We start from the raw sequence: 17,017 nt of genomic DNA on the forward strand, positions 1-17,017 counted from the left end.
AAGGAAGATCATGCCTATTTCCAGCTACAACGCCAAAGATCTGGTGCTCTTTTCCACCATCATCAACTCGGCGACTCGACAGAAAAACTGGGACAGCGAACTGAGTGACAAGGCCGTCGGGACCAAAGTCGAAGAAGTTCAGTGCATGAAGATCGATGAACGCCTGTTCATCGCCTGCAACTATGGGGAACACGCCAGAGTCGACAAGTTCTTCCAGGCATTTGGCGTGACCAACCTCGACACCTTCCTGCAATGTATGCGGTTCTGCCACGCGCTGCTGAAAATGGAGCACACGACGAAGACCCCCTCGCTGGGGCGTGCCTTTACGGCCGATTACAGCGGCCCGGAAAAAACCGCCTGTACTTACGCGGCGGCAAGTACGGCAGTGACAGATCTGAGCGCTGAAGAGTTGACGCTCATTCGCAACATGATCAAGAAGAATCCGACAATCCCGGTCGACACCCAGGCGCAACGCATACTGTGGGCGGTGAGAAAACTCACCGACGCGGGGGTTGCCACCGGCTTGACCAAACCTGCCGGCAGCAAGAGCTTGATGACCAAAAACTACAACACCAATACCAATGCCATCAACTTGCTCAACGACAGCTTGCCGTCGCATGCAGAGTTGAAGCTTTTGCGTCTGCTCACCCAGACCAAAATCGGCGCGTCCCCGCTGAATGCTCACCAGACTGCCACGATTGGCGGGATAAAACGTGCATGCGAGTCCTGTGCAAGATGGATTGCCATCTATGTGAAGTGGATCAAGGCGCAATTCGATGTAGATATTGAACTGCCTGCTACGGACACCCGCACCAGTGCATCGGGCGACGGTGACCGACCAAAAATCGAAAAAGACCACGTTGAAGAATATGGCGAGTATGTCGTCGCGCTGTTCAATGGCGTGAAGAATAACAACTTCGCCGATCTTCCCGCGGCTGACGCGCCGTGGGTTCTGCCAGCACCGGAAGAAGAACAGTAATCACGCTCACCGATCGTTGGGGTTAATCAATGCCACGTGCCACCGACAGCAATACAACGCTCTCCCTGACCGCCGCCGCATTGTCGGCGCTTTATCCTGAGTCGCTGTCCGGTGAAGAAGCCCTCAATGGGCTCGGTTCGCAAATCCTCAACGGTCTAAACGACGGCGCCTCGCTCACCCTCACCAGCGCCGTTGCCACCCACGTCACCACCGCTCTGCACAACGATGAGCAGTTGCGCGCGCTCGACGCAATGGTCGCGGAAATTCGCCAACTGCCCGCCGACGCCACCGCCGAGCGTTATCAACTCGTTTTACGCCCGTGGTTATGGTGGCTGACCCTCGCCAGCAACAACCGCGTGTTCCAGAACCTCGCAACTTCAGACATCGCCACCACGATCTTCAAGGCCCACGGCTTCAGTGATTTCAGACTTTCGCTGACCGGCAGCTACACACCCCGCGAATATTGCGTGCAGTACAGCGAAACGGATTTCGCCTTCGTCTCGCGACTGCTGGAGGAAGAAGGCATCTTCTGGTTCTTTACCCACGATGACGGCAAGCACACGCTGGTGCTCGGCGACAGCAATGACGCGTTTGTGCAGATCCCCAACGGGCCGAAGGTCAAGTATCTGGGCCAGCAGTTGGGCGAGCGGGAGTTGCACGGCATTCGCTCCGGGCAAGTGTGCCTGCAAGCAGTGGCCGGAGTGTATCGGGCGACGGATTACGAGTTCACCACTCCGACCACTTCACTTTACGGCCAGGCCGAAGCGGTCGCCGGGCCGCGTTCGATCTACGAGCACCCGGGCGGCTACAACGCCAAGGCGCGCGGCGATGCGTTGACCAAGCAACGGGTTGACGGCTTGCGCAGCGAGGAGAAACGTTATGTCGGCGAAAGCGACTGCCGTTGGCTGATTCCGGGGCACTGGTTCACCCTCGACGGGCACGATGACCCGAGCATGAACATCGATTGGGTGGTGACGCGGGTCACCCATGACGTCAGCCATGAAAGCTATCGCAACCGCTTCGAAGCGATCCCGAAGGCCACGCCGTATCGCCCGCAACGGGTCACGCCAAAACCGCGCATGCACCCGCAGACCGCGATCGTAGTGGGCAAGTCCGGCGAGGAAATCTGGACAGACGAGTACGGCCGGATCAAGTTGCAATTCCCGTGGGATCGCGACGGCAAGAACGATGAAACCAGTTCCTGCTGGGTGCGCGTGGTGTTGCCCTGGAGCGGCAAGGGATTTGGCATGCAGTTCATTCCGCGCATCGGCCAGGAAGTCATCGTCACGTTTATCGATGGCGATCCGGATCGGCCGCTGGTGACCGGTTGCGTCTACAACGGTGACAACGCCCTGCCCTATGCGCTGCCGGCCAATCAGACGCAATCGGGGATCAAGACCCAGTCGTCCAAGGGTGGCGGTGGCTTCAACGAGTTGCGCTTCGAAGACAAGAAAGACGCCGAAGAAGTGTTTTTGCAGGCGCAGAAGGATCTGAATATCAACGTGCTCAACGACACCACGGCCACCGTCGGTCACGATGAAACCCTCACGGTGCAGAACGCCCGCACCCGCACGGTCAAGGACGGCGACGAGACTGTGACCCTGGAAAAAGGCAAACGTAGCGTAACCATTCAGACCGGCAGCGACAGCCTCGATGTCAAAGACAGCCGCACGGTGACGGTCGGCGCCGACCAGAACCACAGCACCGGCGGCAACTACACCGACAAGGTCACCGGCAATTACAGCCTGACGGTGGACGGCAACCTGACAATCAAGGTCAGCGGCACCCTCACCCTGCAAAGTGGCGGCAGTTTCACGATCAAGAGCGGCGCCGATCTGGCGACCTCGGCCAGCACCTCGATCACGCACAAAGCCGGCACCGCGCTGACCAATCAGGCCGGCACTTCTCTGGACAACAAGGCCGGCACCACATTGACCAACGATGCCGGGATCAGCCTGACCAACAAGGGCGCCGCCTCGCAGACAGTCGATGGCGGCGGCATGCTGACCATCAAGGGCGGGCTGGTGCAGGTCAACTGACAGGGAAAAGCCATGGCGATCACACCGCTGGATCTGCAACAGGATGACAAGCAGCTCAAGGGTCGTTTGCAGGACGGTCAGCTTGATGGGCCGTTGAACATCAAGGATGACGGGCGCAAGCAGGCGGACCTGAGTTACAGCCAGGGCGAATTGCAGGGCACGTCGCTGCTCTATCACCCCAACGGCAAGGTCTCGGCGCAGATGCCGTTTGTGCGTGACAAGCTGCAGGGCGTCGCCAGTTTTTACGCGCCGGAGGGATTTCTACAGCGCAAGGCAACCTATCGGCGCGGGTTACTGCATGGCGAAGCGTTCAATTACTTCCCGGATGGGCAAGTGGCGGAGGCCGAGTTTTATCGCGATGGCGTGCGGGAGGGGCGTTATCAGCGTTTTCATCCCAATGGCAAACCGGCGCTGGAAGCGCGCTATGTGAACGGACAGTTGCTGGAGCCGGAGCAAGGCTTTGCCGAAGATGGACGGCCACTGGGCGCGGATGGCAAGCCGATTTCGCGGGTGCGTTGGTGGTATCGGCAGTGGGCGGATCCGCAACAGGCCTGAGAACCTTGAAGAGCCCCTCACCCTAGCCCTCTCCCAGAGGGAGAGGGAACTGATCGCGGGATATTGGCGAGTTACGCCGACGTGAAAGACCTGCTGTGAATCCATAATCGACTCGGTCGTTCAGGTCGATGTATCTCGGCAGACACCTCGGTCGGCCCCCCATCCCTCCCCGAGTGGGAGGGAACTGATGGGGGGAGATTGGCGAGTCACGCCGACGTGAAAGACCTGCTGTGAATCCGTAATCGACTCGGTCGTTCAGGTCGATGTATCTCGGCAGACACCTCGGTCGGCTCCCTCTCCCTCAGGGAGAGGGCTGGGGTGAGGGTTCAGCGGTTCAGCGGCTCACGGAATCAGCATCTGCATCTGTCCCGGCACTACAATCTTGATCACCCCCGCCCAGTTGCACATCAACGTCGAGTTGGCATCGATCGCCGGCATCCCGCCCAGCAACAACGTCGGCGCCCCGCCGGGAATCCACGGTGTGGCCGTCGCCGGTATACACGGCATCGGCGTCAACACCCCCAACGCGGCCGCCGTCGCAGCGGCCACCATCGGGTTGGCCAGGCTCATGCACACGCCAAACGGCAGGATATTCACCAGCGGGATGTGGTCCATGATGTTCGCCGCCGGCATCCCGCCGGTCAGCGTGCGGTTCACTGGCAACACATTGAGCATCGACGGCGCAGCGCCGAAGCTGCATTGCAGCGTGGCCGTGGCACAGACTTGCGGACAGCCCATTTCAACGCTCCTTATCGACCATGGCATACCCGCTAAACCTTAGTCTGCCGCAGCCCGTCGCGCACATTCCCAAAGGTGATTATCCGGCAACACGCTAACCTATAAGACCGACCCGCGCTTGTGACCGCCCGAGCGCCCCATTAGATTAGCCAATGATGTCTGGCCTCCAAAATAAGCAGAAGGGATAAGCATGGCGCTTACTGACCAGTCCACCCGTATCCGCTCCGGCGAAGAACTTGATGCCAGCCTGATCGATCCGTACCTCAAGACGCACATTCCGGGCCTGAGCGGCACGCCTGCGATCAGCCAGTTTCCCGGCGGCGCGTCGAACCTGACCTACCTGCTGGAATACCCGGAACAGGAATTCGTCCTGCGCCGCCCGCCGTTTGGCCACAAGGCCAAATCCGCCCACGACATGGGCCGCGAATTCCGCATCCTCAATCAATTGCGCGACGGTTTTCCGTATTGCCCGAAAGCCTACGTGCACTGCACCGACGAATCGGTGATCGGCGCCGAGTTCTACGTGATGGAACGGGTCAAAGGGATCATCCTGCGCTCGGAACTGCCGGCGGAACTGGGCCTCGACTCAGCGAAAACCGAGGCGCTGTGCAAGAGCTTCATCGACCGTTTCGTCGAGCTGCACCGTGTCGATTACAACGCCTGCGGCCTCGGTGATCTGGGCAAACCGCAAGGCTACGTCGCGCGCCAGATCAAAGGCTGGAGCGAACGCTACGAAAAAGCCCTGACCCCCGACGCGCCACACTGGGAAAAGGTCAAAGCCTGGCTCAACGACAAAATGCCGGCCGACCACCCGACCTCGAGCATCGTCCACAACGACTACCGCTTCGACAACGTCATCCTCGACCCACAGAATCCGATGCAGATCATCGGCGTGCTCGACTGGGAACTGACCACCCTCGGCGACCCGCTGATGGATCTGGGCAACACCCTCGCCTATTGGATTCAGGCCGATGACCCGGCGCCGGTGCAACTGATGCGTCGCCAGCCGAGCCACGCACCGGGCATGCTCACCCGCCGCGAGTTCGTCGATTACTACGCCAAGCGTTCGGGCATCCAGATCGACAATTTCGACTTCTACTACACCTACGGCCTGTTCCGCCTGGCCGGCATCGTGCAGCAGATCTACTACCGCTTCTACCACGGCCAGACTCAGGACAAACGCTTCGCGCAGTTCATTCACATGAACAAACTGCTGGAGCAGATGAGCTTGCAGGTCATTGCGAAATCGAGCCTCTGACGGCCCACACCCAGGAACCCTTATGTCCAAGACTCAGTTGTTCGACCTCGACGGCAAGATCGCTTTCGTCTCCGGCGCCAGCCGTGGCATCGGTGAAGCCATCGCCAAACTGCTCGCCCAGCAAGGCGCCCACGTGATCGTCTCGAGCCGCAAACTCGATGGCTGCCAGCACGTTGCCGATGCGATCATTGCCGCGGGCGGCAAAGCCACCGCAGTGGCCTGCCATATCGGTGAAATGGAACAGATTGCTCAAGTGTTCGCCGGCATCAAGGAACAGTTCGGCCGCCTCGACATTCTGGTCAACAACGCCGCGACAAATCCACAATTCTGCAACGTGCTGGACACCGATCTGAGCGCATTTCAGAAGACCGTCGACGTCAACATTCGTGGCTACTTCTTCATGTCGGTTGAGGCCGGCAAGCTGATGCGCGAAAACGGTGGCGGCAGCATCATCAACGTCGCATCGATCAACGGTATTTCGCCGGGGATTTTCCAGGGCATCTACTCGGTGACCAAGGCCGCGGTGATCAACATGACCAAAGTCTTCGCCAAGGAATGCGCGCAGTTCGGCATCCGCTGCAACGCCCTGCTGCCGGGCCTGACCGACACCAAGTTCGCCTCGGCACTGGTGAAGAACGACGCGATCCTCAAGCAGGCGCTGACGCAGATTCCGCTCAAGCGTGTGGCCGATCCGAGCGAAATGGCTGGCGCGGTGTTGTACCTGGCCAGTGATGCGTCGAGCTACACCACGGGTGTTGCGCTGAATGTAGACGGTGGGTTCCTGTCCTGATCCCACTCGGGACTTGAACTGATCTTGTCCCTGTAGGAGCTGCTGAAGGCTGCGATCTTTTGATTTTGATTTTTTACAAACAACATCAAAAGATCGCAGCCTTCGGCAGCTCCTACAGGGATTTGTGTATCAGGCAATGACTTTCGGTAGTTGCCAGCCGAAATGCACCGACAGCAATCGCAGAATCAAACACGCCGCCCCGGCCAACAGCGCCGCCGCGACCGGCGAAACGCCCAGTCTGCGCGCAACGATCAACACCGCCGCGCCAACAAACGCCGAACTGGCATACAAATCCGCCTGCAACACTACTGGTATCCGCGCCAGCACAATATCGCGAATCACCCCACCGCCAACGCCCGTGATCGTGCCCATCAGCATCGCCACAAACGGCGTGATGCCGAAATTCAAGGCCTTCTGCGCACCGGCCACGGCAAACAGCGCCAACCCCGCCGCGTCCAGCACAATCAGGGTTGAACCGGACCAGCCCAGCACCTGTTCATGAAAGACAAACGCCCACCCGCCCATGAAAAACGCCAGCGCCGGATAGCGCCAGTCGGCCACAGCATTGGGTGGCGTTGCACCGATCAGCAGATCACGGGTGACCCCGCCGCCGAGCGCGACGATAAACGCAATCACCATCACCCCGAGCAGGTCGAGTTGGCTGCGCATCGCCGCGATGGCACCTTCCACGGCAAACACCGCCGTACCGGCAAGGTCGGCCACCAGCACAATCCGCTCAACCCGGGACTTACGCCCGGCCGGCGCTACTGCGTGACGCAACGGGTTGTGGTGATGTGTCGAGTGACCTGCCCGTCGACGTACATGTCACCGGCAACCTCAGTGTTTTCGAGAACCTGACACGTGCGCTCCGGCGGTGGCGGTGGCGTCACTGGCGGAGGGGGTGGAGGACTGGCACAGCCAGCCAACAGCACTGCAAAAAAAGCCAACGGCAACACGCGTTTCCCAAGATGGTTCATAGGACGACCCGCGATGAATGGAAGAGCAACTCCCGCGACCCAACCGACCACGGAAGACCTGACCACTCATTCTTTATAGCCGAGACACCCGCAAGCGCCAGTGAATCGGCTGTATCGTAAGGATATGGCTGTCGATTTTGCGTTGGGATTCGAAAGGGTTCGCAAATTGAAACGTGCCGGGCAGACAGGCTTGCTCCCATAGTGGGCTGGTTACATCTGGCAGAGTTTGGTGGGTTGTCGGTCGCCATCGCTGGCAAGCTGCTCCCACAGGGATTGGTGCATCTGGCAGAGATTGGTCGGCCGTCAGGCCGCCATCGCGAGCAGGCTCACTCCTACAGAAAAGCAAAAGCAAACCGCATCCGCTTCTCACCACTCAACAGGATGAGCGTTAGCTCGGCTGCGGCTTTTGATCTTGATCTGGAAGCCCGTCGGCAGGCTGAGTGGAGGGATTGATCCGGGGGTGGGAGCGCAGCGACCGTTCGACGAAGTCGAACACATCGAGAGGAGGTGCAGCGAAGCAAACCGTAGGCGATGCCCCCGGATCGATCCCGGAGCGAAGGAACCCCGAGCCCCAGCGAGCGGGCCGAACGTCAGGGCACAGACCTTTGGTTCCTTTGGGGCGTTTGCCAAAGGGACTCGCTGTAAAAGCGAAACCGCCAGCGGCAGCACCCACAAAAACGGATATACACCCCAAACCCCAAGAGCCTGGTCGGCTCAAAGGCCGCCAAGCCCTAAGCCAAATCAGGATCAAGAGAAGAACGCAAAGAGTTGCTCTCCAGCTCATACCGCAACTCTTCAATCAAAGCATCAACTGACTCAGGCGTACGCAGCGCATCAAGCTTCAACCCACTGATCACCAGATCCACCTGCCCCGACACCGGGTGATAAAGCTTCACAGTCAGCGAATGATCACCATCCACCAGACATTCACACGCCAGCGGCGAAAAACTGCGTTCAAGCTGCGAGCGCAACTGCGCAAGATTCATCATCAGACTGTTCCTTTAACGACTGCGAAGGGCCGCGATCCCGAGCCAAAAAGGCTCGTATCGCACCCCACCAGACTAAGAACAGACCTCACCCGCCAACACCTCAATTTGCACCATTCGAACTAGTGCATTTGCACCTTATCGCTGGCCCTTGCCCCCCGACTCCCCGGAAAACAATCCACGCTCGCGCGCCCAGACAATCGCCTCACTGCGGCTGTGCACATCCAGCTTGGAATACACCGTCGCCACATGATTTCGCACCGTGTTGGGCGCCAGTTTCAGCCGCGCTGCGATCTCCTTGTCCGCCAGCCCTTCACAGATCAACCCCAGCACATCACGCTCGCGCGCCGTCAGATCAGTGAACGACACGCTAGGCAATTGCGGCGAGTTAACCTTCTTCACATTGGCCAGCTTCTCGATCAACGTACGGCTGAACCAGGAAGCGTCCTTCATCACCTCTTCAATCGCCGCCACCAACTCAAGTTCGGTGCGCTTGCGCTCGGTGATGTCCATCAACACCAGCAAATAACACGGCATGTCCTGAATATTCACGGTGTCGGCGGACAGCGCACATTCGAGCAGGTCCGCATCCTTCTTGCGCACCCGCACATCCACCCGATCCACCCGACCGCTTTTCGCCAGCGCCGCCAGCAACCGTGTACGCGCGCCGCTGTCATCGATGAAATCCAGCTGCGTCACGGTTTTGCCGAGCATGTCCTCGCTGTCGTAGGCCAGGGTATCGAGGAACGCCTGATTGACGTCGATCACCTGCTGCTCATCGGCACTACAGATAAGGATCGGCACCGGCGTCAAGCGAAATGCTTTGGCAAAACGCTCCTCACTCTGACGCAACGCCACCTCGGCCTTGTGCCGCAGCTCCATGTCGACAAAGGAAAACAGCATGCAATCCTCATCATTGAGCGTCAGCGGCTGGCCGGCGACGATCACTTGTTTGCTACCGCCATCGGGCAGGCGCAATTCGGCCTGCATCTGTGGAATGGTCGCCACATCACGCAGACGCTGAATCGCCAGATCCTTTTTCTCGGCCTGCTCGAAGATGTCGATTTCATAGGCCGAAGTGCCGATCACCTGCTCGCGGGTGTAGCCGGTCATCTCAAGAAACCCGGGATTGACCTTGATGTACCGCAAATCGCTGAGACGGCAGATCACCGCCGGCGCCGGGTTGGCATTGAAAGTCTTTTCGAAGCGCTGCTCGGCGTTGGCCCAGTCGGTGACGTCGCTCATGATCAGCACCAGCGACTCGGGCTGCCCCTCGCGATCGGTGAGAATCATGCTGCGCACGCTGTGCACCCAGACGCGTTCCGGATCGTCGGCCGGCGACACTTCGATCAGCACATCATTGAAACTCTCACAGCGCGCCACCCGGCTGATCGGATAGTTTTCGGCGGTGATCGAGTGATTATTGCGATAGCGCAGGTGGAACTTCTTGGCGTACTCGTCGGCATTGTGGCCCAGATCGGTGATCCGGCTGACACCGTGCATGGCCATCGCGGCTTCGTTGGCCCAGAGAATGCTCTGATCCAGCTCCAGCAGAATCACCCCGTCGGACAGCCCGGCGATGATCTGCTGCAACTGGCGGCGGTTGGTTTCGGTGGTCAGGACTTCCTGGCTCATTGGATCTCCACAAGTGATACGCCCATGTGAAGAGTACGACCGCACGCGCTTGCGATCGTGCCAGCGTTAAATTCTTGCAACAACGCAAATCCCCTGTGGGAGCGAGCTTGCTCGCGAATGCGGTACTTCATTCAAAACATTTTTCGACTGTCACTGTGCCTTCGCGAGCAAGCTCGCTCCCACAGGATTCAGTGTTGGCTTGAGGTTTCGACCAACTCGCGCAGCGTATCGAGAAACAGCTTGAGCACCGGCGAAGCATCGTCCGCCCGATAAGTGGCATACAAAGGCACCTCCGGCAACGCCGGGGTCAAGCGCCGAAACACCAACCCCGCCGGGGCCAATTGCTCGATGGACGCCGGCAACAGCGCCACCCCAAACCCGGCGCGCACCAGGCTGAGCAAGGTCTGCACCTCGATCACCTGCTGGCGAATCTGCGGGGTGAACCCGGCCTGAATACAGCACTGATAAAGGAAATTGGCAAACCGCGACTGCTTCAATTCCAACGCCACAAACGGCTCGCGGGCCAGATCCGCCGGCGCCAGAAACTCACGTCTGGCCAGCGGATGATCCGCCGGCATCACCACATGGATCGGCTCGTAGATCAGCAGTTCATTGCGCAACTGCGGATCGTCGTAACCGACACGAAACACACAGGCATCAATGCGTTTTTCCTTCAACGCCTTGACCTGTGCCGCCGGGGTCATTTCATGCAGACGCCAGTTGACCTGCGGATAGCGCTCACGAAACAGATGCAGGGCCTTGGGCAGCACGCCGACCATTACCGAACTGATCATGCCGATTTCCAGCTCGCCCAACTGTCCCCGTCCGGTCTGCCGCGTCAGGTCCAGCGCCCGCTCTAGCTGTTCAAATACCAGCGGCGCCTGCTCCTTGAGCATCTGCCCCGCCACTGTCAGCTCGACCCGATGATGGCTGCGCTCGAACAGCGGCGTGCCCAGTTCCTCCTCCAGCAAACGAATCTGCTGGCTCAGCGGCGGCTGGCAGATGTGCAGGCGTTCGGCAGCGCGACCGAAGTGCAACTCATCGGCCAACGCCATGAAATACCGCAGCAGACGCAAATCCATGGCGACTTACCCCAGGCTCAATGGCGTCGAACGCTGGCGCACGCCGGTCAGCGCGAACAGGGCATTGGCGATGGCCGGCACCACCGATGGACTGCCCAACTCACCGACGCCACCAGGTTTGCTCGGTTCACCGTCCAGTACGAGGATGTCGGTGGCCGGCATGTCCGACATGCGCGTGACGCGGTAGTCGTGGAAGTTGCTCTGCACCACCCTGCCCTGTTTGATGTCGAGCCGGTCGAACAACGCGTGACCAAAGCCCCACATCAGGCCGCCGTATATCTGTTCCTCGACACCGCCCGGCGAGACCGCCAAACCGCAATCGACCACGCAGGTGAGTTTCTCGACTTTCGGCTTGCCGTCGACCGTTGTCACCCGCGCGACCACCGCAATAAAACTGGTGTAACCCTGATTGGTCGCGATCCCCAGTGCCGTGCCAGGTGGCAGCGGTTTACCCCAACCGGCGCGCACGGCAGCTTGCTTGAGCACTGCCACGTGCCGTGGCCGCTCCTGCATATTGGCCAGCCTGAACGCCAATGGATCTTCACCGGCGGCATGAGCCAGTTCATCCATGAAACTTTCCACGGCGAACACATTGGGGATGAAACTCACCGAGCGATACCAACCACTGGGCACGTTGCTTTCGTGCTTGACCCAGTTCAATTCCAGATGCGGCGGACGGTAGGCGAAGTCCCACGCAGTGATCGCCTCGGTGGTGCTGTAATCCATTTTGTCTGGACGTTCGAAATAACCCGGTTCCCACTGTTCCGGCGAGGCTGGCGACACCGCGTGCAGTTGCAGCGCGCTGAGTTTGCCCTGAGCGTCGAGCGCACCTTTGACCCGATGCAAAGTGGCCGGATGATTGAACAGCGCGTGCATTTCATCTTCGCGGCTATTGAGCAATTTCACCGGCACACCGGTTTTCTGCGCCAGATACGCGACTTCAAACAACCAGTATTTGGCCTCCCGCGCACCGAAGCTGCCGCCGGAGACCAACTCATGAATGGTCACGTTGGCCTTGTCGATCCCGCACACGGTTTGCGCCGCCTCGAGTGCCGAGGACGGCACCTGCACACCGCCCCAATACGTGATTGCCTTGCCCTTGACCTGCGCGGTGATGCAGATCGGTTCCAGCGGGTTTTGCACCTTGTAGGGCATGGTGTAATCGGCTTCGATCAACTGCGCCGCGCCCGCCCATTGCCCGGCGACATCACCTTGGGTCATCGCTTTGACGGTTTGAGCTTCAGGATCACCGATGGCTAGGGCCTGAGCGCTGGCCAGTTGCTCGCTGTCAAACCCGGCCAGCGGCGAATCGCTCCACTTGATCTCCAACACTTGGCGGCCCTGCTGCGCCGCCCAGAACGTATCCGCCAATACGGCGACACCTTCCAGATTGCCGCCGAGCACATCGGGCCGCCCCGCAATCGCCAGCACTTTGCGCACGCCCGGCACTTTTAGAGCCGCAGCAGAATCGACGCTGAGCACTTTCGCCCCGACCACTGGCGCACGCTGAATCACCGCCACCAGCATGTCCGGCAATTGCACGTCGATGCTGTATTTGAAACGCCCGCAGACCTTGGCCGCCGCATCACGTTTGTGACGCAGTTTGCCGATGTACTTGAATTGCGTCGGATCCTTCAGCGTAACGTTGGTCGGCGCCGGCAGATTCGCCGCCACTGCGACCAGTTCACCATAACCGAGCCTGCGCTGGCTCGCGGTGTGAACGACCCGCCCTTCTTCGGTGACGCAACTGTCGGGGCTGACTTTCCACTGCTTGGCTGCCGCCGTAATCAACAGCGCCCGCGCCGTAGCTCCGGCCATACGCAAGCGGTCGTATTCAAGGGAAACGCTGGTGCTGCCGCCCGTTGAAAAGACCTTCCAGACCGGATGAATGTAGGTTTCGAAAAACGGATCTTCCGGGGTGATCACCTGCACGGTCATCGGGTTGACGTCCAGCTCTTCAGCCACGCACGCGGCCAGCACCGTTTGTGTGCCGGTGCCGGAATCGTGCTTGTGCACCACCAGTTTCACCGTGCCGTCAGGAAAGATGCGCACCCAGGCATTCGGTTCGAACTCGCTGGCCGGTGCCGGGGCTTTCGGGTCAGTCGCGGCGATGCCGCTCGGCAGATAGAGAGCAATCGCCAAACCGGAAGCGACTGTTGCCGCTTGCTTGAGAAAAACCCGGCGCGGCAGTTCGATGCGGGTGTCGTCGACGAGGCTCATCAGGCCTCCTTCGGCGCATTCGCCGCACGTTTGATCGCCTTGTTGATGCGCCCGTAGGTGCCGCAGCGGCAGATATTCCCGGACATCGCATTGCGGATCGAATCGTCGGTCACCGCCGCGCCAGTGTTGAGCAATGCGGCGGCGGACATGATCTGCCCGGATTGACAGTAACCGCATTGCGGCACATCTTCGGCGATCCAGGCCAGTTGCAGAGGATGAGTTTCCGTCGGCGACAGGCCTTCGATGGTGGTGATGCTGTGGCCCGCGACGGCGGCCGCCGGCAACTGGCAGGAACGCACCGCGACGCCATCCAGGTGCACGGTGCAGGCACCGCACAGGCCCATGCCGCAACCGAATTTGGTGCCGGTGAGTTTCAGTCGATCACGCAGTACCCATAACAAGGGCATGGAGGAGGACGCTTCATCCAGCTCACGTCGTTCGCCGTTAACCGTGAATGCAATCATTGTCAGGCTCCAAAAGAGCGGCCCGTCTTTGTGCGGGCCTGGTGACCGATTATTGGAACCCCGGGCAAAACGCGGCCAGCGACGATTTCTGCCAACCGCTGTAAGCAGGACTAACAACATGTACAAGCGATACCCGTCGGTGCAGTCCATGAGCGCGTTTATCCACGCGGCGCGCAGCGGCAGTTTCTCCAGTGCTGCGCGTAAGCTCGACCTCACGCACAGTGCGATCAGTCAGCAGATCCGCGCGCTGGAAGATTTCATCGGCCAGCCGCTGTTCGTGCGTGAAGGTGGCGGCAGCAATCTGACCGACGCCGGGCAGTTGTTTGCCAGTGTGCTGTCGGACGGTCTGGCGCAGATTGATCGCGCCTTGTCCTCGGTGAAAAACCGCAGCATGGCGCAACGCCTGACCCTCGACGTCGACAGTGAACTGGCGCAGAGCTGGCTCAATCCGCGCCTGCCGCAGCTGCTCGATGAACTGCCGGATTACGAGGTGACGCTGCTGTCGATGCCGCGCAGTGATCGCAGTACGTTTGAGCGAGTGGATCTGGCGTTGCGTTATGGCTATGGCGATTGGGACGACTGCGAGATGACGCAGATTTGTGGCGATCGGGTATTGGCGGTGGCTTCGCCAGAGTTGCTTGAACGCTATGGTTTGCAAGTGCCGCTTAGCCCGGCGCAGATCCTGCAGTTGCCGCTATTGGGGTATACGCGGCGGTCGTGGATTCCATGGCTGGATGCGGCCGGGATGACACCGACCGAACCGTCAGCGCGGGTGATTTTTGATAATGCGGCGAATCTGATTGCGGCGGCTGAGGCCGGCGTTGGCGCAGGGTTGGTGCGTGGATTACTGGCGGCTGATGCGTTGCGCAGTGGGCGATTGGTGGCGTTGAACGAGGCGCAGATTGCGGCGCATTACAACCTTTATGCGGTATGGCCGCATGGGCAGGCCGAACGTGTGGCGCCGGTGGTTGATGCGGTTAGGCAGTTAGTCCTGTGTACGCTTGAGAACCCTGCCCTCACCCGAGCCCTCTCCCAGAGGTAGAGGGGACCGATCGGGGAATATTGGCGAATGACACCGACGTGCACCTCCTGCTGTGAATCCATAATCGACTGGTTCTTTCAGGTCGATGTACAAGGCAAGTCACCTCCGTCGGCTCCCTCTCCCTCCGGGAGAGGGCTGGGGTGAGGGTAGCTCTTGATCTGCCCATATCGCCCAAGTATCACCACCGCGCTCAATTAATATTGTACGAACCCAACCCCCCTTTCCAATACTCGCCCTCAGCAGCCACCCACCCGGGCCGGATGCGAACAGGCGAGGGAATGCGCGTGTCTTGCGCATAGAAACGGCCGATTGCCCGGGACGTGGATGCCGAGAGCCGCAAGGCTCCCTTCCCCGCTATCAGGAGATCGACTGCAATGATCATCGATATCAGCTGCTATCCCACGGATCTCGTGGACCTCGCCTGGAGGCATGACGGTGACCCGTTCACCGGCGAGCGTCTGCTGGAGATGATGGATGGCCCGTACATGGTCAACGGCAAGCCTCGCCGTATCGACAAAGCCTTCATCCAGCCGCCGCAGGGCAACACGATTTACACCTGGACCGACGGCGACCTGACCGGCCGTGAATCCATCGACGCCTACATGGCCTACACCCTGAAAATGGTCCAGACCTACCCGGATCGTTTCATCGGTTGCTTCGTCTACAACCCGCGCTGCGGCGTGGAAAACGGCGTCGAGGCGATCGAGCGTTACGTCAAGGAACACGGTTTCGGCATGGTGCAGATGCAGGCCAACATGCACGCCTACCGTCCTGACCGCGCCCTCGACTGGGTGCGCCCATGCTTCGAGAAATGCGCCGAGCTGGGCATTCCGGTCAAGCTGCACACCGGCGACGGGCCTTACAGCATCCCGTCGGAATGGGTGCCGATGATCAAGGAATTCCCCAACGTCAATTTCATCATGGCCCACTTCGGTGTGCAGACCGGCGGCGTTTACGTCTTCGAACCGATGCAATGGGCGATGGAATTGCCCAACGTCTACTGCGAATCCGGCTGGTGCCTGCAATCGCGGATCGTCGAATTCGCCAAGGTCTTGCCGACGCACAAGATCCTCTTCGGCACCGACACGCCGCCGAACGAACCGGGCATGTGGCTGCGTCTGCTCGAAGTGCTCTGCCACGAACCGCCGCAAGGCCTGAACCTCGACGAGGACACTCTCGAAGAGTACCTGGGCAACAACACCGCGCGGATGATCGGCCTCGAGCCAACCCCGCCACCGCGTTCCGTTTCCGAAGCAGAGGCGCAACTCAAGCGCCCCGTCACCACTCAACTGGCCAGGAGCTGAACCGATGATCATCGACACCCATCTGCATCCCACCAACCTGGTCGACGAGGCCTGGCGCCACACCGGCGAACCGTTCACCGGCGAGCGCATGCTCAAGTTGATGGACGGCCCGTACATGATCAACGGCAAACCACGCCGTATCGACATGGGTTTCATCCAGCCGCCACCGGGCAACACCGGTTATCGCGACGGCAACCGCCGCGGCCGCGAGGGCGTGCGCGACTACATGTCCTACGTCGCTGAACTCTGCGTGAAGTACCCGGATCGCTTCATCGGCAACTTCAATTTCAACCCGCGCTGGGGACCGGAAAACGGTGCGGCGGAGCTGGAATTCCACATCAAGGAATACGGCTTCAAGATGCTCAAGCTGCACGCCAACATGCACGGCTATCGCCCTGATCGCGCACTCGACTGGCTGCGCCCGGCGATGAAAGTCTGCGCCAAGTACAACATCGTTGTGCTGATCCACACCGGCGACGGCCCGTACACGATTCCGACGATGTTCTACCCGATCATCCGCGAGTTTCCGATGGTCAATTTCATCATCGGCCACTTCGGTATCCAGACCGGCGGCAACTACTCGTTCGAAGCGTTCTGGATGGCCATGGACACGCCGAACGTGTACTGCGAATCGGGCTGGTGCTTCCAGTCGCGGATCGTCGAATTCGCCAAGGAGCTGCCGCGCAACAAGATCGTGTTCGGCACCGATTCGCCGCCGAACGAACCGGGCATGTGGCTGCGCGAACTTGAGGTGTTGTGCTCACCGGCGCCGCAAGGTCTGGGCATCGATGAGGATCATCTCGAAGACTACCTGGGCAACAACATCGCCCGGTTGTGCGGGATCGAACCGACGCCACCGCCCAAGGATCTGGTCGAGGCCGACATACGCCTGACCACCACATACCTGTAGCCATACACAAAACCTGTGGGAGCGAGCTTGCTCGCGAA

General features: G+C 60.0%; 15 protein-coding genes. 8 read left to right on the forward strand and 7 right to left on the reverse strand.

The window, feature by feature from the left end; genetic code table 11:
* Positions 1-10 precede the first annotated feature (10 nt).
* The 3 genes from HUW52_RS19965 to HUW52_RS19975 are packed head-to-tail and all read left to right on the forward strand — an operon-like array spanning position 11 to position 3,573.
* On the forward strand, positions 11-979 hold the full coding sequence (locus tag HUW52_RS19965) for a hypothetical protein (protein ID WP_016982922.1): 969 nt from the start codon (positions 11-13) through the stop codon (positions 977-979).
* A 29-nt stretch (positions 980-1,008) separates the two neighbouring features.
* Entirely contained in the window at positions 1,009-3,018 is a 2,010-nt protein-coding gene (tssI, locus tag HUW52_RS19970; protein WP_175554670.1) for a type VI secretion system tip protein VgrG, read from the forward strand.
* 12 nt (positions 3,019-3,030) lie between these two features.
* Positions 3,031-3,573 carry a toxin-antitoxin system YwqK family antitoxin gene (locus HUW52_RS19975; protein ID WP_016982920.1) on the forward strand — a complete coding sequence of 181 codons (543 nt, stop codon included), beginning with the start codon at positions 3,031-3,033 and terminating at the stop codon, positions 3,571-3,573.
* Between the two features lie 342 nt (positions 3,574-3,915).
* Here HUW52_RS19975 and HUW52_RS19980 read toward each other — a convergent pair whose 3' ends face one another.
* On the reverse strand, positions 3,916-4,311 hold the full coding sequence (locus HUW52_RS19980; protein ID WP_016985257.1) for a DUF4280 domain-containing protein: 396 nt from the start codon (positions 4,309-4,311) through the stop codon (positions 3,916-3,918).
* Positions 4,312-4,501: 190 nt separating this feature from the next.
* On the opposite strand from HUW52_RS19980, the gene HUW52_RS19985 reads away from it, so the two are divergent.
* Together HUW52_RS19985 and HUW52_RS19990 are read left to right on the forward strand one after the other, a co-directional pair.
* Complete coding sequence (locus tag HUW52_RS19985) at positions 4,502-5,569, forward strand: phosphotransferase family protein (RefSeq protein ID WP_175554671.1); 1,068 nt, start codon at positions 4,502-4,504, stop codon at positions 5,567-5,569.
* A 22-nt stretch (positions 5,570-5,591) separates the two neighbouring features.
* The gene (locus tag HUW52_RS19990; protein ID WP_016985259.1) at positions 5,592-6,359 is read left to right on the forward strand and encodes an SDR family oxidoreductase; all 768 of its coding nucleotides are present in this window, start codon (positions 5,592-5,594) and stop codon (positions 6,357-6,359) included.
* A 129-nt stretch (positions 6,360-6,488) separates the two neighbouring features.
* On the opposite strand, the gene HUW52_RS19995 is transcribed toward HUW52_RS19990, so the two are convergent.
* The 6 genes from HUW52_RS19995 to HUW52_RS20020 all read right to left on the reverse strand — a co-directional run bounded on the left by HUW52_RS19995 (position 6,489) and on the right by HUW52_RS20020 (position 13,723).
* Positions 6,489-7,139 carry a trimeric intracellular cation channel family protein gene (locus tag HUW52_RS19995; RefSeq protein WP_016987947.1) on the reverse strand — a complete coding sequence of 217 codons (651 nt, stop codon included), beginning with the start codon at positions 7,137-7,139 and terminating at the stop codon, positions 6,489-6,491.
* Positions 7,140-8,067: 928 nt separating this feature from the next.
* Entirely contained in the window at positions 8,068-8,325 is a 258-nt protein-coding gene (locus HUW52_RS20000) for a DUF1652 domain-containing protein (protein WP_016983290.1), read from the reverse strand.
* A gap of 135 nt (positions 8,326-8,460) precedes the next feature.
* Positions 8,461-9,957, reverse strand: coding sequence for a helix-turn-helix transcriptional regulator (locus HUW52_RS20005; RefSeq protein ID WP_175554672.1), 1,497 nt, complete (start codon positions 9,955-9,957; stop codon positions 8,461-8,463).
* 188 nt (positions 9,958-10,145) lie between these two features.
* Positions 10,146-11,039 (reverse strand): LysR substrate-binding domain-containing protein, encoded by an 894-nt coding sequence (locus HUW52_RS20010; protein WP_175554673.1) that lies wholly within the window; start codon positions 11,037-11,039, stop codon positions 10,146-10,148.
* Between the two features lie 6 nt (positions 11,040-11,045).
* On the reverse strand, positions 11,046-13,259 hold the full coding sequence (locus HUW52_RS20015) for a molybdopterin cofactor-binding domain-containing protein (protein WP_175554674.1): 2,214 nt from the start codon (positions 13,257-13,259) through the stop codon (positions 11,046-11,048).
* The gene (locus tag HUW52_RS20020) at positions 13,259-13,723 is read right to left on the reverse strand and encodes a (2Fe-2S)-binding protein (RefSeq protein ID WP_175554675.1); all 465 of its coding nucleotides are present in this window, start codon (positions 13,721-13,723) and stop codon (positions 13,259-13,261) included. The genes HUW52_RS20015 and HUW52_RS20020 overlap by 1 nt, the downstream gene beginning before the upstream one ends.
* A 118-nt stretch (positions 13,724-13,841) precedes the next feature.
* Between HUW52_RS20020 and HUW52_RS20025 the strand changes: the two genes are divergently transcribed.
* From HUW52_RS20025 to HUW52_RS20035, 3 genes are all read left to right on the forward strand, one after another.
* On the forward strand, positions 13,842-14,765 hold the full coding sequence (locus HUW52_RS20025) for a LysR substrate-binding domain-containing protein (RefSeq protein ID WP_175554676.1): 924 nt from the start codon (positions 13,842-13,844) through the stop codon (positions 14,763-14,765).
* Positions 14,766-15,139: 374 nt separating this feature from the next.
* The gene (locus tag HUW52_RS20030) at positions 15,140-16,069 is read left to right on the forward strand and encodes an amidohydrolase family protein (RefSeq protein ID WP_099758662.1); all 930 of its coding nucleotides are present in this window, start codon (positions 15,140-15,142) and stop codon (positions 16,067-16,069) included.
* A gap of 4 nt (positions 16,070-16,073) precedes the next feature.
* Complete coding sequence (locus tag HUW52_RS20035) at positions 16,074-16,979, forward strand: amidohydrolase family protein (protein WP_003224037.1); 906 nt, start codon at positions 16,074-16,076, stop codon at positions 16,977-16,979.
* The last annotated feature ends 38 nt before the right edge of the window (positions 16,980-17,017 follow it).

It is taken from the genome of Pseudomonas sp. 43A, from assembly GCF_013363935.1.
Lineage (GTDB): Bacteria > Pseudomonadota > Gammaproteobacteria > Pseudomonadales > Pseudomonadaceae > Aquipseudomonas > Aquipseudomonas crudilactis.